The 23,332-nt window shown below is 43.8% G+C and carries 22 protein-coding genes and 2 tRNA genes; 12 read left to right on the top strand and 12 right to left on the bottom strand.

All coding sequences use genetic code 11. The features are described 5' to 3' along the window. The 3 genes from hpt to MK127_01750 form a co-directional block, all read left to right on the top strand. Nucleotides 1–442: hypoxanthine phosphoribosyltransferase (gene hpt, locus MK127_01760; GenBank protein ID MCH2531526.1), on the top strand; the 442-nt coding region annotated here is incomplete at its 5' end. A gap of 209 nt (nt 443–651) precedes the next feature. Beyond that, nucleotides 652–1,962: an NCS2 family permease gene (locus MK127_01755; GenBank protein MCH2531525.1), complete on the top strand. Its 1,311-nt coding sequence runs from the start codon at nt 652–654 to the stop codon at nt 1,960–1,962. 101 nt (nt 1,963–2,063) lie between these two features. Further along, nucleotides 2,064–2,936 (top strand): SMR family transporter, encoded by an 873-nt coding sequence (locus MK127_01750; GenBank protein MCH2531524.1) that lies wholly within the window; start codon nt 2,064–2,066, stop codon nt 2,934–2,936. A gap of 101 nt (nt 2,937–3,037) precedes the next feature. Here MK127_01750 and MK127_01745 read toward each other — a convergent pair whose 3' ends face one another. After that, nucleotides 3,038–3,646, bottom strand: coding sequence for a hypothetical protein (locus tag MK127_01745; GenBank protein ID MCH2531523.1), 609 nt, complete (start codon nt 3,644–3,646; stop codon nt 3,038–3,040). A gap of 119 nt (nt 3,647–3,765) precedes the next feature. On the opposite strand from MK127_01745, the gene MK127_01740 reads away from it, so the two are divergent. Continuing rightward, a complete protein-coding gene (locus tag MK127_01740; GenBank protein ID MCH2531522.1) occupies nt 3,766–4,344 on the top strand; it encodes a DNA-3-methyladenine glycosylase I in 579 nt (192 codons plus the stop codon). A 73-nt stretch (nt 4,345–4,417) separates the two neighbouring features. Here MK127_01740 and MK127_01735 read toward each other — a convergent pair whose 3' ends face one another. Both MK127_01735 and MK127_01730 read right to left on the bottom strand, forming a co-directional pair. Then, complete coding sequence (locus MK127_01735; GenBank protein ID MCH2531521.1) at nt 4,418–5,476, bottom strand: tetratricopeptide repeat protein; 1,059 nt, start codon at nt 5,474–5,476, stop codon at nt 4,418–4,420. Nucleotides 5,477–5,647: 171 nt separating this feature from the next. Then, nucleotides 5,648–5,724: transfer RNA gene (locus MK127_01730), tRNA-Val, on the bottom strand. A gap of 109 nt (nt 5,725–5,833) precedes the next feature. Here MK127_01730 and MK127_01725 point away from each other — a divergent pair. Together MK127_01725 and MK127_01720 are read left to right on the top strand one after the other, a co-directional pair. After that, nucleotides 5,834–7,063 (top strand): MFS transporter, encoded by a 1,230-nt coding sequence (locus tag MK127_01725; GenBank protein MCH2531520.1) that lies wholly within the window; start codon nt 5,834–5,836, stop codon nt 7,061–7,063. Between the two features lie 44 nt (nt 7,064–7,107). Next, nucleotides 7,108–8,355, top strand: coding sequence for an MFS transporter (locus MK127_01720; GenBank protein ID MCH2531519.1), 1,248 nt, complete (start codon nt 7,108–7,110; stop codon nt 8,353–8,355). 5 nt (nt 8,356–8,360) lie between these two features. Here MK127_01720 and MK127_01715 read toward each other — a convergent pair. The 5 genes from MK127_01715 to MK127_01695 form a co-directional block, all read right to left on the bottom strand. After that, nucleotides 8,361–8,436, bottom strand: a tRNA-Met gene (locus MK127_01715). Nucleotides 8,437–8,503: 67 nt separating this feature from the next. Further along, a complete protein-coding gene (locus MK127_01710) occupies nt 8,504–9,790 on the bottom strand; it encodes an MFS transporter (GenBank protein MCH2531518.1) in 1,287 nt (428 codons plus the stop codon). A gap of 30 nt (nt 9,791–9,820) precedes the next feature. Then, nucleotides 9,821–10,972, bottom strand: coding sequence for an amidohydrolase (locus MK127_01705; GenBank protein ID MCH2531517.1), 1,152 nt, complete (start codon nt 10,970–10,972; stop codon nt 9,821–9,823). Between the two features lie 13 nt (nt 10,973–10,985). Next, nucleotides 10,986–12,002, bottom strand: coding sequence for an LLM class flavin-dependent oxidoreductase (locus tag MK127_01700; protein ID MCH2531516.1), 1,017 nt, complete (start codon nt 12,000–12,002; stop codon nt 10,986–10,988). A 16-nt stretch (nt 12,003–12,018) separates the two neighbouring features. Then, a complete protein-coding gene (locus tag MK127_01695) occupies nt 12,019–12,789 on the bottom strand; it encodes a hypothetical protein (protein ID MCH2531515.1) in 771 nt (256 codons plus the stop codon). Between the two features lie 74 nt (nt 12,790–12,863). On the opposite strand from MK127_01695, the gene MK127_01690 reads away from it, so the two are divergent. After that, nucleotides 12,864–13,967, top strand: a complete 1,104-nt coding sequence (locus tag MK127_01690) for a zinc-binding dehydrogenase (protein ID MCH2531514.1) — start codon at nt 12,864–12,866, stop codon at nt 13,965–13,967. Here MK127_01690 and MK127_01685 read toward each other — a convergent pair. Next, entirely contained in the window at nt 13,964–15,553 is a 1,590-nt protein-coding gene (locus MK127_01685) for a thiamine pyrophosphate-dependent enzyme (protein MCH2531513.1), read from the bottom strand. The genes MK127_01690 and MK127_01685 overlap by 4 nt on opposite strands. A 117-nt stretch (nt 15,554–15,670) precedes the next feature. On the opposite strand from MK127_01685, the gene MK127_01680 reads away from it, so the two are divergent. Together MK127_01680 and MK127_01675 are read left to right on the top strand one after the other, a co-directional pair. Beyond that, on the top strand, nt 15,671–16,228 hold the full coding sequence (locus MK127_01680) for a carboxymuconolactone decarboxylase family protein (GenBank protein MCH2531512.1): 558 nt from the start codon (nt 15,671–15,673) through the stop codon (nt 16,226–16,228). Between the two features lie 3 nt (nt 16,229–16,231). Then, a complete protein-coding gene (locus MK127_01675) occupies nt 16,232–16,888 on the top strand; it encodes a dienelactone hydrolase family protein (protein ID MCH2531511.1) in 657 nt (218 codons plus the stop codon). Here MK127_01675 and MK127_01670 read toward each other — a convergent pair. Continuing rightward, nucleotides 16,873–17,853 carry a hypothetical protein gene (locus MK127_01670; GenBank protein MCH2531510.1) on the bottom strand — a complete coding sequence of 327 codons (981 nt, stop codon included), beginning with the start codon at nt 17,851–17,853 and terminating at the stop codon, nt 16,873–16,875. The two genes, MK127_01675 and MK127_01670, sit on opposite strands and share 16 nt — an antisense overlap. 86 nt (nt 17,854–17,939) lie before the next feature. Continuing rightward, nucleotides 17,940–18,833: an ABC transporter substrate-binding protein gene (locus tag MK127_01665; GenBank protein ID MCH2531509.1), complete on the bottom strand. Its 894-nt coding sequence runs from the start codon at nt 18,831–18,833 to the stop codon at nt 17,940–17,942. Between the two features lie 55 nt (nt 18,834–18,888). On the opposite strand from MK127_01665, the gene MK127_01660 reads away from it, so the two are divergent. From MK127_01660 to MK127_01650, 3 genes are read left to right on the top strand one after another with little or no spacing between them, the layout of a single operon-like run. After that, nucleotides 18,889–20,004 carry a hypothetical protein gene (locus MK127_01660; protein MCH2531508.1) on the top strand — a complete coding sequence of 372 codons (1,116 nt, stop codon included), beginning with the start codon at nt 18,889–18,891 and terminating at the stop codon, nt 20,002–20,004. Nucleotides 20,005–20,047: 43 nt separating this feature from the next. Further along, the gene (locus MK127_01655) at nt 20,048–21,214 is read left to right on the top strand and encodes an amidohydrolase (GenBank protein MCH2531507.1); all 1,167 of its coding nucleotides are present in this window, start codon (nt 20,048–20,050) and stop codon (nt 21,212–21,214) included. 27 nt (nt 21,215–21,241) lie between these two features. Beyond that, a complete protein-coding gene (locus tag MK127_01650) occupies nt 21,242–21,955 on the top strand; it encodes an alpha/beta hydrolase (GenBank protein MCH2531506.1) in 714 nt (237 codons plus the stop codon). Nucleotides 21,956–21,968: 13 nt separating this feature from the next. Here MK127_01650 and MK127_01645 read toward each other — a convergent pair whose 3' ends face one another. Continuing rightward, a complete protein-coding gene (locus MK127_01645) occupies nt 21,969–23,294 on the bottom strand; it encodes a Rieske 2Fe-2S domain-containing protein (protein MCH2531505.1) in 1,326 nt (441 codons plus the stop codon). Between the last annotated feature and the right edge of the window lie 38 nt (nt 23,295–23,332).

Below are 23,332 nucleotides of genomic sequence, written 5' to 3'. Positions count from 1 at the left end.
GCCCCTCCTGGTAGTGGGAGCTTTGAATGGATCGTTTGTTTTCTTAGCTGACTTGATTCGTCATTTGCATCTGCCAATCCAAGTCGATTTCATCCGCCTATCAAGCTACGATGAGGCCACCGATTCGTCAGGTACCATTCGTTTACATCACGGGGTTAGGACACCGGTGAATGGCAAAAATGTGCTGGTAGTAGAGGATATTGTGGATACAGGATTAACAGCTCAATTTATACGACGGTATTTTGATGATGAAGGGGCTGCTACGGTCCGTATATGTTCGCTGTTAGATAAACCAATTCGACGGGTCACTTCTGTTACTGTGGACTACGTTGGCTTTGAGGTTCCAGACGAATTCCTTGTCGGGTATGGCTTAGACTTCAACCAGCAATACCGAGAGTTGCGGGCCCTTTACTCCTTAGAGGGAATAACGCAAGACGCTTAAGCCTCATTAGCCGCTTGTTTCATCGAATTTCAGTTTTGAAGATTCCTAATAAATCTATTGCTTAGAGTATTAGCCGTAAATATGCTTTTTTTTATATCAAAGTAACCGAAAATGAGATTCAAGAGGCCTCTTTTACACTATTTATTAATCTTCCAAATGTGTTAGGTTCCAGCAAGACACCCACCTTGGGTTAAGTGAAGGAGACATTGATGTTAGAAAAGCTTTTTCGTTTGAAACAGGCAGGTACATCTGTCAGGACCGAACTCCTTGCCGGTTTGGCTACGTTTCTTACCATGGCCTACATAACGATTGTTAACCCGCTCACTCTGAGCACCGATGGGACTGGAATGGCATTTGGCCCGGTCTTCACGGCTACAATCATTGCAGCCGTTGTAGGCACATTAATAATGGGTCTTTGGGCAAATTGGCCAGTAGCATTAGCTCCTGGTATGGGCCTCAATGCCTATTTTACTTACACCGTTATTCTCGGTGATGGCTTCAGTTACCAACAGGCACTCGCGGCCGTATTAGTCTCTGGTATTGTTTTCTTAGCGTTGTCAGTTACGCCTGCTCGTAAATACATCATTAATTCCATACCAAAGAGTATGAAGTTAGGTGTAGGTGCAGGTATCGGTTTATTCCTTGCAATTATCGGATTCCAAAATGCAGGTATTATTGTCGACAATCCGGCAACACTGGTTGGTATCGGTGATGTTGCGTCCTCTCCGGTACTTCTGGCCGGGCTTGGCTTCATTATCATGGCGGTGCTCAGCAACCGGAACATACCGGGATCAATCATCATCGGAATCCTTGCGGTATCAGTTATTGCATGGATATCCGGCGCAGGCGGAGCCTCCCTCAGTGGAGTAGTTGATGCTGTACCAAATCCAGAACATGCCTTTAAGTTAGATTTCACTGTTGAAAGTATTGGGCTTGGAACCTTTATCGGAGTAGCCTTTGCATTCTTGTTCGTCGATTTCCTTGATACAGCAGGGACATTAACCTCTGTTGCGAACCTCACAGGCAGAATTAAGGATGATGGTGAGGTTGAAGATATTGACCGAGCATTACTTGCAGACTCCTCTGCAACAGTAGTAGGCGCATTGGCAGGTACATCCAGTACCACTTCTTACATAGAAAGTGGAGCCGGAATCAAAGAAGGTGGTCGTACTGGCTTAACAGCGGTGACCGTAGCAGTGCTATTCGCAGCCTGTCTATTCTTTGCACCACTGGCACAGTCCGTACCGGCCTTCGCAACTGCACCTGCTTTGATTTTCATTGCCACTTACTTTGTCCGCAATATTAAGGATATAGATTGGGATGACATATCAGAGTACGCACCTGCGATTCTTGCTGCAATAGTCATGCCACTGACCTATTCCATTGCTTATGGAATAGCAATTGGTTTTATTGCCTATGTAATCATCAAGGCAGCGAGCGGGAAGATAGACGCGCTTAACATCGCATCCATAGGGATTGCTATAGCGTCGGTTGTATTCTTCTACCTTAGCACTATCTAATTGCTAATTTTAAGGGCCAGGTAAATTTAATTTAACCTGGCCCTTTTTACCTTAAGAAAATCCCCCCATTGCCACAATAACGTCCTGTTATACTTCCGTGAATGACATGGCTTCCTCTCTCACTCATTCTTTTATCCGGGCTCGCACATGCGCTCTGGAACCTACTCTTGAAGCGAAGCCGAAACCAAGAAATATTCGCCTGGTTGCTTTTGGTCGCCCAAGTTGTACTATTCGCGCCGCTTGCAGTTTTTTTGCTAATCATTGGTGGAATACAAGATCAAGGCTGGTGGTTCATCCTTGGGACATCACTAATTCATGTTCTCTATTTCCTTTTTCTCAGCCGTAGTTACATATATAGCGATCTTTCCCTAGCCTATCCAATAGCAAGAGGAATTGGACCAGCTCTCATACCAATTGTCGGCGTAAGCGTACTTGATGAGAAAATTACCTTATTAGCAGTTTTAGGAATTATGGCCATAATTGGAGGCATCTTTATAGCGTACTGGTGGGGGCAGATTTTAATCATTGCAAGAGACCCATTGAAACTGCTAAAAGACCCCGGCGTAAAATACGCTTTACTTACGGGCATCACCATTACTGCTTATTCTGTATGGGACAAGATTGGAATTGGCTATGTTACTCCAATGCTATACATGTATTTGCTATCCCTTGGGGCAGCATTGGGACTAGCTCCCTATATATTGTTTCGACACAGATACAAGGCAATCAAAGAAGAATTGCAATTTAATGCAGTGAAAGTATTTGGGGCAGGAATTCTTGCTTTCTTTGCTTACGTAGCAGTTCTCGAGGCGCTACGGCGTTCCAATGTTAGTTATGTCGCACCTGCTAGGGAAATCGGCATCGTCTTCAGTGTGCTACTGGGTGCGATAGTGTTAAAGGAGTCGTTAAGCGTAGGACGAATTATTGGCGCAGTGGCAATTACTTTGGGAGTATTTTTAATTGCTCTTGGATAATTTATAGCTTTCAGTTACCAAAATACTTCGGCGATTATCAATGCCAAAAGAAGCTCCTCCGAAATGGAGGAGCTTCTTTTACTCTACTAACTATAACGATCTTAGTTCTTTGATCGAAGAGTCTGAACACCAATCCCAAGTGCTACTAGCATCATCACAAGCCAACCAACAAATCCACCCATTTCGAGGGATTCGCCTCCAAATGATGCAAGAAATCCCAATCCTGCAATTACTGCCAGTCCACCAATAGCTATATGGTAGTTTTTCTCAAGGATAATACCCACTCCAAGCAAGAGCATCAGTATTCCGCATGACGTAAAGAATGTAGTTTCACTAGCAACACTGATCTGCATGAGGTCAATGCCTATAGCATCTGAGCTAGCTTCGACAACAGCCCATTCAATTCCTAGCATAAAAGCACAAAGTACTACTAATACTAGTGCAGAAATCCCGCTAATATTGGCGTACGAAGCCCCAGGACCTCCTCCAGACGCCATCTTGCGGGAAACGTTTAACAATCCGATAAACAGTGCTGCCATACCTCCGAATCCCAAGAGCATACCCACTTTAGATAGGCCCGGGTCTGCCATCAAGTCTGCAGCATCCGTAGTCGCGACACCTTCACCTGCCGGGTAAATAAACATCCATCCTACAAGTGCAACAATGGGACCTATGATTAGCAATAAACTAGTCTGCATTTTCGATTCCATAACGAACTCCTTTTGCCTATTTAGCGAACAGACGACTCATAGTGCTCTCAAATAGGCTTCGGAGTCAACGAAATACGCTGCATATTACTCCTAATTCAACGGTTTTAATAAGTAATCGATTGAAAATTGATCTACGCTCATGCAGTATTTCTTCTGAAAGAGGCTCATTTATGCTCGATAAAAACTCACCCTTCGACCCACAGAAATGGTACGCAGAAACAATTTGGGGTAATCGAATTGATAATGATGATGCGCTCTTTGAAATAATGAGTTTGCAGATTTTCCAGGCCGGCTTAAGTTGGAACATGATAGTAAAAAAGATGCATGGATTTCGCAAAGCCTTTAGTAACTGGGATATTAATATTGTCGCAAATTTTCGAAATGAAGATATCCAAAGGCTCTGCAGTGACCGAGGAATAATTCGGAATAAATTAAAAATCGAAGCAACGATTCTTAATGCAAAAAAGATCCTAGCAATCCAGAAAGAATACGGCAGTTTTACCCATTGGTTCTACGAAGTCCTTGAAGGTGACGCGTACCCATCTCTACAAAAAATAATTAGTACCCACTTTAAATTTATGGGGCCTGAATTATGCAGGATGTGGCTTATGGCTACGGGACGAGTAAGCCTTGAAGAGGGTAATAAATATCGGCCTTCCGGAACACCTAAATATGGCAATGCTCTAGAAGTACTTTAACCAAGAGAGTGATTAAATAATTACCCGTTGATTTTCATCGGTAGCTACCATCAGGAATTCTTGACACATTGCGTTACTTTAATCTTTCTATTGCCTTTTTCTTACCCAGAATTACGCCTGGGCTATTAGGTCTAGCAGTCAAGGACTTATCAAATGCGGCAATTGCTTTTTGTAGATTCCCGACCTCACTAAAGGCCGCACCCAATTCGTAAAAAGCAACCGCTGCTTGCTCGGAATCAACCCATTTTGCAGATTCACTTATACGCATAGCAATGTATCTCTCTAAATATACAATCTGGTCCCGAAATTGACGCAATTCCAAATATGCAAGAGCTTTATGGTGATTCACCCATATCTGGTTTGGGTTGATTTCTTGGGCCCGGTCATAATCCTTTATCGCGTCCTTATACTTCCCTAAGCCAGCTAAGCTCTCTCCGCGCTTCATATATACAAGGCCATTGGCATGATCATTATCTAATGCAATCGTGCGGTCATAATCTTCTATCGCCATATCAAACATTTTTGAGTACTGGTACGACCGCCCTCTACCAAAATAACCCTCAGGGTTGTTGGGTTTCAAAATAATGTATTCGTTGAAACGCTCCCGAGCCATTGGGTAATCATCATCTTTTAGGAGAAATTCCATGCCTTCACTAAATAGGATTAGGGATCCATCATCGGGGGTTGGCGTAGGTGATGGTATTGGAGTAGATGTCGGCTGGATACTCACCGAAGTAACATCTGTATAGCTGCCTTTTTTCGGACCGGGTTTGGTTTTTCCTTTTAACTCTGTGCTTGCGGCAGTAGAAATTGCATGTTGGGTTGGATTCGGTTCAAAGTTTGCATTTATGTTGAGTGGTGATTTCGGAGTACCGAAGAAAGCAAACAATAAAAAGCAGGAAATAAGGAAGTGCATTAATATACCGATCCACAGTATTTTGTGTTTGCTTTTCTTAGTATTTGCTGCGGCGTAAGCACCACCGACAAACGGGAATATAGGTAGCGCCACTAAGGTACTTATTACAATGAATACCATAGGCCCGAATGTCGAACTTCCTACGCCCTCAAGACCTGGTAAAAAACTCTCGGAAACAGCAGCAAGTATGAAGAGCGGAAAAACCCCCGGTAACATACCGTACCCAAAACCAAATAGCCCACCAAGAAAAATGCCGCTGCATTGATGTTGGTCCTTAGGGTTCGGTGGGTTATCGCTATTTAGGTTTGTAATCAGAGTTCTCCATAATATTTAGAGCGAAGCATCTAATTAGAACCAATACTTGTTTAGTCTTTGAAAGATATCAAGTGGTGGGCGATAGAGGACTCGAACCTCTGACCCCCTGCGTGTAAAGCAGGTGCTCTAACCAACTGAGCTAACCGCCCCTGATAATATCCTCGCCCTATGATACCTCCAGTTTGTAAGTTGTGGTAGAAACGCTATTCTTTCACTTAGCGCAGCACCTCTGTGGTAGCCTAAGCCGGAAGATTTCCTATGAACAGAAAATTCTGGAGTGCAGCACTCCATCTCTACTTACCTTCGCTATTAATGATGATGGGCCAAGGGATGATAATCCCTGCACTGCCATTACTTGGCGAAACATATGGTGTATCAGGAGCGCTTGCAGTCCAGGTAATTACTGCTCAGCAAGCCGGGAGATTCCTTTCATTTATACCTACTGGTGCCATCGTGGACCGTTGGGGATCCAAAATGCCAATGGCTGTGGGAGCATCCATCTCCACATTAAGCCTTCTTGCTGCGATATTTTCACCCAATTTCATTTTTTTGATGCTAACTCAATTAATCTGGGGATTCGGGCAAAACATGTGGATGTTCGGTAGGGAAATAGCAGCAGCGGAAATGGTTAAAGCAGAACACCGTGGCAGAGCATTGAGTACTCTAATGGGCATCAGCGGAGCAGGAACAGCATTTGGACCTGCGGTGGGCGGGGTTTTAACTGAGCCCATTGGGATACAAGGATTGTTCGTAGTATTCTTTGGTGTTAGTGCGGTGGTTCTTTTGATTTCTCTATCGCATAAAAGCGTCAAAATTGAACGTCCCAAAAATCCTCGGTCAATGCTTGATTTAACGGCATTTAAGGAAATTCACACCTATTACAGACTAACTTATTTCATTCTGTTTATTTCTACTTTCGGTGTTTTAACGAGAACCCAAGTTACAAATACAATGCTACCTCTCTACGCTCAAGATCAATTAGGGTACTCGGCAGCAACAACAGGATTTTTGTTTACAATTCTCGGGATTGCCACATTTGCGATCATTATCCCAGCAGGATTTGTTTCAGATAAGTTCGGAAGAAAATGGGTTGCTGCTCCATCAGCATTAATCGCAGGGGTTACCTTCGTACTTCTTCCTTTCTCAACAAATCTCTATATGCTAGGACTTGTCCTCACGCTTATGGGTTTTGCAAGTGGAATGGCAATGGGATCAATGACTACATACACGTTTGATATTGTCCCAGTACATTTACGCGGACAATTGCAAGCTTTACGTAGAACGTTTGGTGAAACAGGAGCAATCGTTGGGCCAATAATTGCAGGAGTAGTAGCAACTGCCACTAGCCCAGCGATGTCGTTCTGGGTATTTGCACCTCTTCTATTAGTTGCAGGACTTGCACTTGTATTCGTTGCAAAGGAAGGGCTTCCTAGCAAGAGGCCCCTTGAAGCGCCTAAACTTGAAGTTGAAGAAATACCTTCAACTTAAGTTCAGAATATTAATAAAGAAATACAGATCCTATAGGAGTCTCAATGCGGTCAGGATCGACATCGTTCGCATCCGCAACATTGTTTATATATTTCCCGTCCATGCTTATGAGCATGGGACAGGGCATGATCATACCTGCGCTGCCAACAATCGGGCTTACATTCGGCGTGTCAGGCGCGATCGCAGTTCAAGCTGTTACAAGCCAGCTAATTGGTCGCACAGTTTCAATGATACCGGCAGGTGCTTTAGTTGACAGGTATGGGACAAGACCATTAATGATCAGTGGCGCCTCGTTGGCAACAGTTAGCACATTAATTGCAGCTTTCTCTCCTAGTTTCGTAATCATATTGATCACCCAGTTTTTCTGGGGCATCGGAATGAGTATGTGGATGTTCGGCCGCGAAATTGCCGCATTTGACATGGTTAAACGTGATCAGCGTGGTCGGCAAATGAGTGCATTAATGGGAATCGGAAGCACTGGGATGGCTTTCGGTCCAGCCATTGGAGGCTTTCTAACCGACTTCACGGGAATTCGAGGTTTATTCCTTGTTTACACCGCAACTGCATTCATAGTTTTACTCCTTTCTATAGCGCAAAAAGAGCAAAGCAAAAGATCCTCAGTTCCCACAAAAACCAAATTCTTTGATGTACAGGCTTTTAAGCAAATACATCCCTATTTTCGAATAACCTACGCAATTCTTTTTTATTCAACCATTGTGCAATTTACACGAGTACAAGTAGTGAATACCATGCTCCCACTCTATTCCCAAGATCAGCTAGGGTATTCCGCTTCTACATCAGGGTTAATCTTTACTGTAGCGGGCATCGCCACATTCGCGATGATAGCGCCGACAGGATTTATATCGGACAAAATTGGACGGAAATGGGCTGCTGGAATGGCTGCAGTATCATCGGCAATAGCATTTATTGCATTTCCATTGGCTACATCATTACCGGAGCTAATGATCGCGGCTGTAATTGTTGGAATTGCGAACGGTCTCGCTCTTGGGGCCATGACAATCTACACCTACGATATAGTGCCTTCACATGTGAGAGGTCAGCTCCAAGCCGTTCGCCGTTCCGTAGGGGAACTCGGTGCACTTACTTCACCTCCAGTTGCTGGTCTAATTTCTGCCACATACAGCCCTGGAGTTACTTTCTGGTTTTTCGCCCCATTACATGTCCTCTCAGCGTTTCTAATTTTTGCTATAGGAAGGGAAAGCTTACAAGGTAAGCGAGGGGAAAATGCACCTTCCACTGAGGAAATCGATAAAGGGTATAGTCCCGAATAAAGTTTTGGTGGCAACGACAGGATTTGAACCTGTGACCTAGCGCTTATGAAGCGCCCGCTCTAACCACTGAGCTACGCTGCCACCGAGTTCGTGAGGAGCCAGACGCTCAACTCATCGAGTGAAAATGATACATCACCTATTTAGTGCGTCAAACTTTACGGGCATTTGGTTTGCCAATAGGAGGCAAAAAGACAGAAGCAACTGTTGCAGCGATGGCAAATACAGCCGCATAAGGAAATATAAGACTGTAATCTTCAGTACCCGCTGGTGAAAATGTGGCGATCACAAAACCTAAGAGTATTGGAGAAAGTGAACCAAAAAGAGCATTATTACCCCATAGTAGGCCAATCATGCTCCCTTCCAAGCGTTTACCTTCCGCAATATCAAGAGAAGCAGCCTGTGCCATATTTGCGCCTGCAAAACGAACCAATCCCAAAGCACCCACCAACACAGCGAAAGCAACCCCAATAGTAGAAGTAAGACCAAGCAGAATACTAATTAATGCCGAAAAGGCTAAAACAGTAACTAAAATGGGCTTACGTCCAACTCTGTCTGAGAATGCCCCAATGAAAGGAGATACTACTACGGAAGTACCTGTCATCAATGCAAGATGGAACGCCACTACCGTGGCAATTCGAACATCGCTAACGCCGGGGTCAACCTCACGCAACAATTGAGCAATCAGAACAGGTAGGAAAAAAATCATTGATCTATCTGCCATTCCGCGAAGTCCCGTCACTAGTAGCAATAGAGGCAAGGCACGGTCTTTAAACAACCCTCCAATGCTCCTCACTTGCTCCCCTGTACTCCTGGCTTGGTGTTCACGTTCAGGTACGCCGATTTTAAGCAAAATTACCAGAAGACATGCAGCTACCAAGGCGATTAAAAAGAACCCACCTACTAGTACGCCTCTCCAAGATACAAAAATGAGAGCTCCAGCTACTAAAAACGGTGTGAAAGTTTCTCCAAAACTCCCCGCTGACCGATGAAGGGACATCATTAAAGCTCTATTATTCGGGAAAGTATAAGAAAGAATCCCTAGTCCCACAGGATGCCAGAAGGAACCAGCTGCTGATCCTAACCCTACACCCAAAACCAGTATCCAAAAATTAGGAGCCAAGCCAGCTAGCAAATACGCTAGGCCCATACTGAACAGGCTAGTAGCAAGTAGCAGCGCGCGCTTACCTGAGAACATATCTACAAGGAAACCACCTCCCATACTAAGCAAACCGCCTGCAGCTTGCCTGGCAGTTGATAAAACGCCTAATTCAACAGCGCCCACGCCAAAAGCATCTTTAATAAGAGGGAGTAGAACGAGGAAACCATCAGCATACATATGCTGGAATCCATGTCCAGTGATAATTGTTCCGGCTACGCTTTTAGGCCGCTTAAAAACATTAGTCCCTGTAGTCGTAGCAGCATTTGCTTGAGTCACTTAAACCTACGCTTTCAATTGTAAAAAATATCAGAGACGAAAGCATTTTTCCGCATTATCCCACATTAACTTCCGCATTCTTTCTTCGCCAAGGCTATCCCAGTCAAGCACAATATCAGCAGACTTGGGAAAACGTGACTCCGCATGGGGGTAATCTGAACCAAACATCAGAACATGATCACCCATCATTTCGCTCACCATTTTGGTCATTTCTTCACCTTCGTGAATCACTATGCCTGCAAAAAAGCGCCCTCCTGTCATGTATTCATCCATCCTGTGCTTTAGGCCATCTGCCACATAACCCATATAGTGAACTTGATCTTCCATTCTTCTCATCCAAAATGGCAACCAGCCAAATCCGGATTCTAAAATGGCAAGATTAAGGTTGGGGTATTTATCTAACAATCCAGCACCAAGAAAAGCCGCGATCATACGCATTGCTGCCCACGGGTGTGAAGCCGTTCTTCCTATGAACGGGTTATCCCATAAATCCCGATAACCCGGGTAACCCCAAGCAAAGCTATGGTGAACTATTGTCAGCCCATGGCTATCAGCTGCTTCCCATATCGGGTTTAATTCAGGATGATCAACGGGATAGTCAACAGGCAAGTTCACCCATATACCTTTAGCCCATTTACTCCCTGCATATTTATTAATTTCTGATAAAGAGCCTTTTACATCACGTGCAGTAGCGAGGATAAGTGAATTCAATCTCTCGGGGTAACGAGAGCATGCGTCATCCAGTTGCCGATGGACGCTTTCAATCATTGCCATATCCACAGAGGGGTCCTTATGACCTAAGGATGCACCAGGAACCATTAAATGTACGTCGACTCCTTCTTCGTCCATATCCCGAATTCTGGCATCAATGTCCCAGTCTGAACCACCTACGGTTGGAAATTTGAAGCCTTGGAATTTTTGGAAATGGCGTTCAGCGTTTGGCCTCGGTCCTGCCTCACCCAAATACCTTGGCGGAGCAGCTCCCCAACCAGAGGTATCTCCTAGCCTATAAAGATGGTTATAGGGAGCTTCCAATTTTTCTCCTGCCCATCCTGTTCGGAATTCTTGCAGCCCCACCCCTTCAATTGAATCTCTTAATGAAGGAGCTAAGAAAGGTTGGAGGGTCTCGGAAGATGCATGAAAATGGGTATCAGCATCAAATATTTTGTAACCATTCCGCATAATAGCCTCTCGCTTATATATTCTTCGGTGCAACTATATCGATTGTATCTGATATAACTTTTTTATCAGAACCAAATGGAAACATAAGTATTGGAAGCGTAACACCCGCGTCGAATAAGCTCATAAGCTGATTCTTGGCATGCTGGAGACTGCCCGCAACACTTGTTTGATCAACCATTTCATCTGTCACTAAATCTCTTGCCATGACTCTACCTTTGCGATCTGGCATATCCCAAGCAGCACGTATATCTTCGGCTTCAGAGCCCCATCCAAATTTACTCATCATGTTTTTATAAAAACTGCCCATGCCACCTACATAAAAAGCTATATGGGCTTTAACCATGTTCCTAGTTATTAATGCGTCGTCCGAAACGGCTGCAAGCACAGAAGGAGCAATTTCAAAGTCCTCTAAATCTCTTGGCGCGATAGTAGCCCCTTTTCGAATCAACTCTTTACATTGGGCTATAGCATCTCGCTTAAGAAATATCGGCAGCCAGCCATCTGCAATTTCACCAGTCAATTCGATATTTTTTGGTCCAATCGAGGCAATCATGATTGGGATTTTTACTTCCTCTACAAGGTCGCGAAGCTTGAATCCTTTAAGTTGGTAGAGGCTCCCGTCGTAATCAACTCGCTGACCGCTCAAAGCTAACCTGATAATTTCTACATACTCCCGAGTACGAACCAAAGGGCTTTCCCATTTAACTCCATGCCAGTGTTCCACCACCAGTGGTCCACTTGTTCCAATTCCCAAAGTGAGTCGACCTCCAGATATTTCATTCAGTGAAAAAGCACTTTGAGCTGTCATTGCAGGAGTTCTACTGAAGATCGTAGAAATGTGAGTACCTAACCTAATTTTCTTTGCGTGGGAAGCGACCCAAGCAAGCGTCGTAAACGCATCGTATCCCCAAGATTCACCAAACCAAATTGATTCGTACCCTAATTCCTCTGCGCGAAGCACAAAGTCCAATGTTTCTTGGCGGCTAAAGCCATTACCTAGTGGCATATGCAGCCCTACTCGAGGGGACATCTTCGAATTCAAATAATTACACTAATAGAGAAGCAAGCCTATCGGGCAATTCAATATCGCCTTGAGCTATTTCTTCTATTCTTTCCGATGTAATTGGAAAACTAAATTCCTCATTCCTCATATACAAACGTTGCATTGAAATTGCTGTAACCATCTCTTTTGCCAAGGCCCAGTCAGTTTCTGTCTGAGCTACGGTATTCAAGTCACTAGCTCCATGTGCAGCATGATCAACTTCATCGTCATAAACATTTTTGCAGGCTGCAGCAATCTTATCGCTCAAAGGGTCTCCACTTATCTGCATGCCTTCATAAAAAATTGATGCCCCACCTCCCTCACAAAAAGATGAAGCAAAACGTCCAAGCTCGCCATGTGTTTCGTAACATTCTCGCCGTACCTGGCGAAGCTTCTGTTCACCTTCTGTATCATAGGTTGCAAGTTCTTCGGTAGTTAAATTTCCGCCAGTGATGTAGTCAATGATGTCTGCAAAGACGACATAATGGCGAAATTCTTCTTCCAAAAATTGAATATTATAGAGAAAGTCTGAACGAGTTACCCCTTTCTCAAGGGAGGGATAGTTGTTAGCTAACTGTTGAATATTCCTTAAGATTATCCCATCGTTACGCGGCTGAAGCTCCTTGTAAGCCTGCACGCGCAACCAGACCAGATGCTCTTCAGGAGTTCTGCGCGCAGCAAAAAACGTCTGCGCAATTTCAGCTTCACCAGCCCAAAATCGTGCTGCATACCGAGTCAATTCATTCTGATGCGCCCTAGAAATCTTCTTATCCATATCCCCTCCTTCAATTGGGATTATAATCCATTCGAATACGTTGTCCGACGGCAAATTACTTTTTAGGCGGTGTTATGCGAGCAGCAGTTTTTTCTGAACCAGGGAAGCCCATGAATATTGAGGACTTAGTCACTCCAGAGCCTCTCGAGCATGAGGTTCGTATCAAAGTAGAAGCTTGTGGCGTATGTCACACCGATCTTCATGTGCTCAAAGGTGAAGTGGCCTTCCCTACCCCTGGTGTATTAGGCCATGAAGTTTCAGGCATCGTTGATGCTGTTGGAGCAAATGTTTCCAACGTCTCTCCAGGTGACCAAGTAGCCTGCTCGTTCATCATGCCCTGTGGTTACTGTAACTACTGCATCCGTGGCCGTGAGGACCTATGTGAAACATTTTTTTCCTTTAATCGCCTAAAAGGACAACTGTATGATGGGAGCACTCGACTCTATCGAAGCAGTGGAACCCCGATAGCAATGTACAGCATGGGTGGGCTAGCAGAATATGCTGTCACACCAGACACATCTGTATTCAAATTACCATCAACCATCCCTTTAGATGACGCAGCAATCATAGGCTGCTCCATATTCACTGCTTACGGAGCCGTCCGTAATCAGGCTGATATTCGACCTGGTCAACGAGTCGCTGTTTTCGCTATTGGTGGTGTCGGAACGCAAGTATTGCAAATGGCTAGGGCATTTGGAGCGTCCCAGGTGATCGCTGTAGATATAAAGCCAGAAAAACTAGAAAGCTCTTTGCAATTCGGGGCAACGCACACGATTAACAGCTTAGAAGAAGACGTAACCGAAAAAATTAAAGAATTGACCGAAGGAAAAGGTGTTGATGTTGCGATTGAGGCTTTAGGATCTCCTATTACTGTGAAGCAAGCCTTCAATTCAGTTCGTGATGGGGGCAAAGTCGTATTAATCGGAATTGCCGCTGCGGGAGTTGAAGTTCCGTTAGAAATCACAAGATTCGTACGAAGAGGTGTCACTGTAGTTGGTTCCTATGGAGCACGCGCGCGAAGTGATATGCCAGAAGTAATCAACTTAGTGCAACGAGGAGAATTGGACACAAGCTCTCCCATCACTAGAAGGTATTCCTTAGATCAAGTAAATGAGGCGTATGAAGCTCTCGCTAAGGGAGAAATTATAGGTAGAGCCATTATAGAAATGCGTAGTTAAAGGGGCGATTCTACCGGGCCCATGGGAACCTCTATCAAAGTAGGCAAATCTGCATCTAATCCATTTTCTATCGCAATTTTTAATTGCTCTGGAGTTTCAGCCTTTACCCCGATTGCCCCATATGCTTTTGCTAATTTCACAAAGTCAGGATTATGCAATCTTGCCCCAACAACTCGTCCATTAAAACGCTGTTCCTGATCTCGCATGACGTTTCCAAAAGCATTGTCGTTGAATACAACAACCACAGCGTTAATTCCGTATTGGACAGCAGTTGCTAATTCTTGAGAATTAAACAAAAAGCCTCCGTCTCCTGAAATACACACAACTGCCTTATCTGGTTGCGCCACTTTTGCACCTAGAGCTGTAGGCCATGCGAATCCTAGATTTCCAAAATAAGAAGAATTGAGGTAAGTACTAGGTTCTTCAACAGAATAAAAAAGTCGGCTGTAGTAGCCCATTTGTGTCATCCCTGCAACTAAAATACCATCCTGAGGAATTGCTTCCCTTATAGCTTTCATATAAGAATCTAAAGGCTCAATCCGGAGCTCAGGGCCAAACCTTTCAGCCCGTATTGCTTCTAGATCTTTCCTGCGATTCTCTCTTGGAGGCATACGCTTTTCGAGCACTTCAACTAGTAACTTAAGGGAACCTCGAGCATCTCCTTGAACTCGGAGAGTATTGCTATGGTTCCTTCCTAATTCATCTGGGTCGATATCAATTTGAATTACTCTTTGATTTTCATTTAAGTCCGCAGTCGCAAATCTCGTCCCGACCGCTAGAATTAGATCGTATTCATTGAGCATAGGGCGCCAATTATCAGAGCGTGACTTCAAAGTCCCTATGCTTAAATAATGCGAGTCTGGAATCGCCCCCTTGCCTTCATGTGTAGTCATTACAGGCGATTGGAGATATTCTGCAAGTTTGAGCAATCCCTCGGAAGCCTGAGATGAAAATACTCCACCGCCAGCCCAAATCAATGGGTTACTAGAATCTGCAATTTCATCGGCTGCTAATTGAATATCTGCTAGATCTGCGGGTAAACGCTTGTAATTGCCCGGCTCCAGCAAATCAATATCCGCAATCTCTGCCAATGTTTCAGGAGGTATTTCAATTTCTACAGGCCTAGGCCTACCAGTCCTGAGCTGCTTAAAAGCTTCATGAACGACAATTGGAACTTCATCCGCCTCCATAATTCGGTATGCAGCTTTAGTTATAGGGCGAATCGTATCCATCTGGTCATTTACTTCATGCAATATCCCCCTATCAACTCCTATCAAGTCTTTCTGGATTTGACCAGATATCACTAAAATAGGTGAGGATGCTGCATATGCAGTCCCTATGGCTGCTGATGCGTTGAGCAATCCAGGACCTGGGACAACAAGCGCAGTACCAATACCGCCACCTGCACGAGAAAAACCATCAGCCATATACGCAGTAGCCTGCTCATGCCTCACAGAAATAAATTTCATCCCAGGTTGGTCAATAATTGGGTCCGTGGCGTGATACATCTGCACACCAGGCACTCCAAAAATTACTCGGATTCCTTCACGGTAAAGTGATTGAATCAAGGCTTGTCCAGCAGTCATTTTGGGCAAAATTCACCCCCATTAGGAAATAAAATTATTCTTCCGCCTATAATGCGCATGCAAATATACGAAAAAATACCGACTCCAGCATCATATTCTAAAAAATAGGAGATTGAGATGTCTCGATTACCCAAAGTTACACGAGAAAGCCTACCTAAGGAAGATTTACCTCACTTTGACTATGTCGCAGGTAGTCGAGGCAACGTAAGTGGTCCATTTCTAGTATTACTAAATAGCCCTGATGTCGCCGAACGTATTGCGCACGTTGGTACATACATCAGATTTGAAACAACATTGAGCCCAGAAATGCGTGAAATTGCAATTTTGACTGTAGCGCGTACTTGGAATTGCCAATACGAGTGGACTGCACACCAGCCAATAGCTGAAAGCGAAGGTGTTCGTGCTGAAGCAATAGAAGCAATACGAGAGAATAAAGCCCCAGAAGGATTACTTGAAGATGAGGCTCTTGTCTTTAATTATGTGAGTAATCTTTTGAGGAATTCACGAATACCCGATGAGGTTTTTCTAAAGGCTAAAGAAAAGTTAGGCATAAAATCAGTGACTGATTTAACGGCTACTGCAGGCTATTATTCAATGCTTGCTTGTGCCTTAAATGCAGCAGAAGTGATGCCTGAAGAGGGGAATCCAGCCTTATTGAGTAATGCGGAGTATTAATTTATGGAAAAATCCTCTGCAATAAGCGTAAAAATTGATGGAGTTACAGCACTAGCATCCATTGTTGGTTCAAGTGACTCACTATTCCTATATGCACCCGGGTCTTCTTCAAACGTACATGATCCGTTCGGCGCTTTCCTTTCCCAATTTCTTACCCTGCAAGGTATTTCTTCAATTCGCTTTCAATTCCCTTACCAAGAAGCTGACAAACGCAGCCCTGATTCCGCTAAGGTGCTAAAGGAGACGTGGCGAAGCATAATTCGATGGTCGCGCCAATACCAACTAAAAACAATTATTGGTGGTCGTTCCCTAGGAGGGAAGGTAGCCTCTTATGTAGCGTCAGAAGACGAAGAAATAGATGCCCTTGCACTTTTCGCATACCCCTTCCATGCACCAGGAAGACCAGCATTAGCGCAAAATGAACATTTAACTCAAATAAATCTTCCAATATTTTTCTGCACCGGTACCCGTGACAATTTTGCAAATGCTGATCTAGTTACCAAAACGCTATCTTCATTAACTCAAGCTTCGTTTCACTCATTAGAAAATGCAGATCACGGATTCTCTCCAGGAAAAGCAGCTACGGAAACCAAGGAGCAATTATGGTCACAAGGGGCAATTGCGTTTGTTAAATGGCTAGAAAGCTATGCACTCAACTGAAGCGGTAAATCGCATTCTTTAGAGTCAATATCTGGACGAAGTGAATTGAATAACGGAAACCTGATTTCGCCTGAAGGCGAAAGTTCTCCAAATTCAATTTCAACAGCTAAAACTGGATCGCACCAATAGAAAAAACTCTCTAAATTAGGCTCATTAATAAATGGGCATTCATCAGTATGTAGCCTTGAAATTAGCTGATAAAGCATATAGACGTCACATTTACCAAAACCGCCGCCGATGTTACCTAAATAACGAAATTCACCTTGATCAAATGCTCCGACTAGTAAGGTCCCAAAAGGAAGAACGGTGCCTCCAAATGTGTAACCACCAATGACAAGATTTGCTGTACGCGCATACTTTAATGAAATCCAACTTGGGGATCTCTTCCCCGGTTCATATGCACTAAATTTATCTTTAACTAAGATCCCATGCAGGCCAAGTTCCTGAGAAAAACCATAAATATCTGATCCGTCATTTTCAGAATACCTACATATATGAACGTGCTTCACAGGCTTGATCACTTTATGCAAAAGCTTCTTCCGCTTATATAAAGGCATATCAAGTAACCATTTGCCGTCCAAATAAAGAATGTCGGAAATTTCATATCTGAAAAAGTTAGGATGATGAGATGATGTTAGCCATCGCTCCATCACAGCATGGCGCTGAGGAAGGTCGTTTTCATCTAAAGCTACAATCTCTCCATCGACGATTATGTCATGAGCTTCTATCGCACTCTGCAATGATAAGGTGATTTCAGGAAAAGCAATGGTGACATCTTGCGCACCTCTGGTATGAAGTGCAATCGATCCATTTGAGCATACAGAAACTACTCTAAGCCCTTCCCATTGAATCTCATAAATTAAATCAGAGTTACTATTCAATTCTTCAGACACAACCGGGGTCATAGGTTCAATATAATCAAAGGCTGAAGAAAATTCAGGGAGTGTAATTTGAGTACTAGTCATTTAGATTTTTCGCATGCTCTTCCACACTAAAGCCAGTGTATTTATGCGTAATCTAGCGGTCAACGAATCTTTTTTACATTAAAAGCCTACTTAGGCGTAATGGCCTCAGACAAAAAAGATCGATCCAAGTAATTATCGACATTTGTACCATTCGGGAGATGAAACCCAAAATCAGTTCTTAACGTTAATGGAATTTGTAATTCTTCTCCGATTAATTGCAATCGCGAGGGTACTCGACTAAAAATACCGCTCGCCTCACTTGCAGAAATACCTAAACCTTGTGAAATGACTTCTGTTAATCGCACATGATCCGATTCAGAATAAATCAGATCAGTAGCGCGTAGCATACTTCGAAGAAAAGCGATTACTACCTGCCTATTTTTGGTTGCCCAATCTTTGCTAACAGCGTAGGTCCCGCCTGGGTACTCCGGAAGAACTTGATTATGATCAGCAAGTAATTTCATGCCGCATTCTTCCGCTTTTTTATTCCAAGGAGGGTTCAAAATAGCACCGCAAGTTTTGCCCGAATACATTGAATCGAATCGGAATCCTGTCGAACCAGCCGGGAAGAAACTATAGTCTCGGTCTAAGATCAGGTCATGTGCTTGCAGGATCCTTCGTAAAACAAGTGCATATGCAGTATCTACCGCGTCAACTGCTAGTACTTTGCCTTTAATATCGATCCAATTGGATATCTCCTGCGTCACGTACATTGGCAAGGTAACCATCGAACTTGCTTTTGCAATAGCCAAAATCTCAGCACCGTCTCTTTTTGACCAAGCCAAAACATTGTCGAATGCAGTTGAAGCAAATTGATACGTCTCGTCAATTAAGCCTTTCATCTGAACAGATGAACTTGGGGTGCGTGTTTCCAGTACATTAAGCCCTTCTTCTTTGAAGAATCCGTAATTCTGGGCAATGGCAACTGTCGCACTTGGGGCAAAAGTAATAAGCTCAATGTCGATTAGTTTATTTGTCATCTTGTAACCTTAAGTATGGAAGCTAGCCGTATTCTACAAAATGAAAGACGTCAGCATGAAATCAACTATCAGTGATATCCAACTTTATGTTGAGAACCAGATACCAGAAATAGCGAAGACGAAAAAGCTTTTGGCTGGTTCTATCGGAGAATCACCTTCAAAATATTCGCGTAGCCCAGGCATGTGGAATGCAGTATTCGATGGGCTCGACTTCGATGCTGCATACGTTCCTTTTGACGTCCGTCCAGAAAATCTGAGTAATTTCATAAACGCTTTAAAAAATTACCCCGGCTTTATGGGTGCTAATGTAACCGTTCCTTACAAACTTGCAATTATGGATTTGCTAGATTCTATCGACTCGACTGCTCGCCAAATTGGTGCAGTCAATACGTTTGCATTAAATAGTGATATGACAATGACAGGCTTTAACACAGATGCTGACGGATTGATTGCAAGTATGCTGCTACGTTTACCTAGCGAAGTAGAGCCTTTTATACCTACGCTTGAAGGTAAAAATGTACTCCTGCTCGGAGCTGGCGGTGCTGGCAGAGCAGCAGCATTCGCAATTGCAAAAAACATCAAGGGCGGGGCTTTACTTATGACAAATCGATCGCTACAACGCGTAGAGGATCTGGTTTCAGAAGTAAACTTGACGGCCGAAAATGGAACTAGAATTGTAGCAATCGGGCAAAACATGATAGGGCAGAATGTGCATGACGTAGATTTGATAGTGAATGCGTCTACCGTAGGTCAGTCCGGAATCAGGAGTTTACCTGATAATTTTCTTACATCACTAGAACCATTTTCATCCTTGGCTCCCGCCAACCCTCCAGAAGTACCTGACCCAGGGGACTCCACTCTTTTTTGGCAAAAGTGGTTTTCGCTTTCGTATCCAGAAATTACATCCAATAACCATGAATCCATGGAAGCAATTTCATCTACAAAATCAACTGCTGCTTTTGTAGATGCGATCTACTCTCCCAGTGAGACAGTCTTGTTGAGACAAGCGCGCTTATCAGGTCGTAAAACATTAAATGGAAGAGGGATGTTGATCATGCAAGCAGCTTCATCCTTCGTAAATAGGATGACAAGACGCCACTTAGAAAATGCTGGTTATAACCCCGATTCGTTGTATGATTTTGTTGTAGAAACAATGTCGGACGCATTTTAAACAATTAGACTTTCTATTCGAAAATTGTCCTCTGGAGCAAAAAATGGTTGCAAATGAGACTAGATCAAAAAATTTAAAAATCGATGGTGATAGTCATTTTTTCCCACTACCTGATTTCACTGATGTACATAAAACATTAGGAATTTCAGAAGCAGCAATTGATATGCTCCTTCGAGATGGGGAAATTTTCTCTAATCGAGAAGCACGTAGGGGAGGTTTCAGGGCTACATCCGCTGGACGAAAAGCTGGTGCTGTAAATCCTACAGCTGCTACAACGTCCCAAGGATCTGGCCCAGTAGGGCATGGTATAGCCGAGCAGAGAGTTCGCTTACTGCCCGATACTGGATTTGATGCACAAGTTCTGATACCCGACGGGATATACGCTAACCCTTTCGGCTCACCTATAGACAGGGACTGGGATCCTGGTCTTAGGCTAGCGTTGTCGATGGCCTACAACAACGCTACTTCATCTGCACAAAATCAGTTCCCAGAGCAACTAATTGGATGTGGAGTAATCCCATTTGGGACTGAATCGATCGACAAATGTATTGCTGAAGCAAAGCGTGCATCTCAAGAACTGGGGTTAAAGGCATTAACCATTAACAGTAATTGGAACGGCCAAAACTGGGACTCGATAGAATTGTATCCACTATGGGCTGCAATTTCGGAACTTGATATGCCCCTTTATGTTCACGGGAATCCTTTCCAGTGCCAAGTAAACGACCATATCCCAACTAATCACACATTAGGCTGGGAAAGAATGCGCAGACTACATATTAGTAATTACCTCGGTTTCGCATTCGAATACATGGTAGCAATGGCAAGCCTGACCTTAGGTGGAGTACTCAAGGAATTCCCAAATTTAAGATTCGCCTTTTTTGAAGCTGGAGGATCTTGGCTTCCATGGGTGATGTACACACTTGATCGGGTATTTCAAATAGAGCCACAGTGTGCGAGATGCGATGAATTACCTAGCGAATTAATCAAGCAAAGTTGTTTGGTAGCAGTAGAGCCTGATGAAGAAGCAATAGTGGGCTCTATACAGACAATTGGAAGTAAAAATTTCATTATCGGAAGTGATTACCCTCACCCTCCATCAACCTACCCTAATACTGCAGCAGGGATTTCATCGATGGAAGGCTTATCAGAGGAAGCAAAACAAGATATTTTAGGTGACAACATGTCTCGCTTTTTTAGGCTTAGCAATTAGCTTACATTCCTCAAATGGAGGTGCGTTATTTCTGAATCAAAAAGACCTTATGTATTAGTTCATGGGACAAATGCAGGCGGTTGGTGCTGGCGAAGAGTAGCTGACATTCTTAGATCTAAAGGCCATCAAGTATTTACTCCGACTTTGACAGGGTGTGGTGAACGATCTCACTTAATGAATGCATCAATTAACCTTGATACACACATTACCGACGTAGTTAATGTAATTAAATGGGAAGAACTATCCGATGTAGTATTGTGCGGGCATTCTTCCGGAGGATGGGTTATATCCGGAGTGGTAGAGGCAATTCCTGATAAGATTGGATCCATTGTTTATTTAGATGCCTTTTTGCCAGAGAATGGCCAAAAAGCTTTTGATATGCAATCTCCAGGAAGCCGGGAGGCGGTACTTGCAGCAAGAGAAGCTGGAGAAATTTCTCGTCCACCAGGTTCTATGGAGAGATATAACATAAATGAAAATGACCGGTATTGGTTCGAGTCGCTAGCGACTCCGCAACCCATAGGCACTTCACTCCAAGAGATAACTCTGACAGGTGCAATAAATAGAGTACCTAAAAAATGTTATATAAGAGCTACCGCCTACGAACATCAGTATTTCCAAGCTTATTACGATTCACTAAAGAGTGATTCATCCTGGAAACTGTTTGATCTACATTGCGGGCATATTGTAATGGCCGATATGCCTGTAGAACTTGCGGAAATTCTAATTGATGTAGCTTGATCGAACTAGCGCGCTACTTTCTTGTTTCTACCCCTTCAATATGACCATCGCTGAAAGCGTATCTTTCTTCGCCAGTTAAAGTCCTAACACCGTCCCATTCAGTAAGCGAAGCACCTTGGCCAGATAGTATTGCTTCTACCGCAGCTGGCGCTGGTTTTAAATCTTTGAAGGGTCCGCCAGTACCTTCATATCCAGGGTATTGAAAATATTCACAAGGAAGCACGAGAATTTCGTTTTCTAATTCATCCCTATAAATATTCATCGGCTCTCCACCGTCCTCAACCACGCTAATTTGTTCATCAAGTAAACGACGAAACATAATCACCCCTACATCTGTAACGCCGAGTCTTTCAGTGGTTCTATCCGATATAGGGCCTTGTATTACCCAAGCCAACTGATCTTGCGCTACTACATAGTCGTACCTAAGTTTGCCCGCATCATCAAACAGTGGCTCTTCAATATAAGGAATTTCTTCCTGGTGCTTTTCCTCCTGAGCTAATGGTCTAAATTGCATTGTCACATGCAGCGTATGTGTGTCGTCTACGGGGGTTCTAAATTGCATTCCATGAGCTACTCTAAGAATATTAGGGAATAAAATCGGGTGCCCAATACGCCAAAATTCACTCTCCTCTGTCTCTTCCCCAACCAAGCGACGCTTGATTACGCCATATTCAGTTAAATCAAATCCTATTTTCTTATGATCCGAGCCTTTAGCCCCAGTGGTCGCATTCCAAGCATCTCGTTCTTCAGGGGATTTACCACGGTTCATCATCCAACCGCCAAAATACCTATGGAGCCATTGGAAATGCAATGGGTCTAATGAGTTTTCCTGACATTGCAGCCAATTGCATGGGAGGCTAGTAACTTGCCATTGACGATGTCCCTCCCATTCGAGAACATCCCAATGAGGAAGCAGGGGTGCCGGCTCAGGTCCTACATACGCCCAAATTGCACCTGCATAATCCTGAGCTTTATATGCCTTTAGTTTGACTTTGTCTTTGAATTTTGAACCTTCAGGTTCCGAAGGCTGATCTACACATGCGCCAGTTTCATTGAATATCCAGCCGTGATAAGCGCATCTGATTCCTTCGTCTTCAGGGATGCCATAAGCAAGACTTGCTTTGCGATGCGCACAACTTGGTTCTATTAAGCCCAAGACACCTTTCTTATCCCTATAAAGAACAAGATCCTCTCCAAGTAAGCGTACTTCTCTTGTAGGGTTCTCTTCATCTAACTGGGAGGAGCCTGCAATAGGATGCCAATATCGCCTCATCAATTCGCCCATAGGCGAACCAGGTCCCACTCTAGTAATCCTATCGTTCATTTCTTGGGTAAGCATAAAACACCCCTGCGATAGATAAAAAAATCCCTAGTTAG

The organism is Dehalococcoidia bacterium (assembly GCA_022449765.1).
Classification (GTDB): Bacteria; Chloroflexota; Dehalococcoidia; order Lucifugimonadales; family Australimonadaceae; genus UBA2963.
This window is presented reverse-complemented; position numbering and strand designations above follow the sequence as displayed.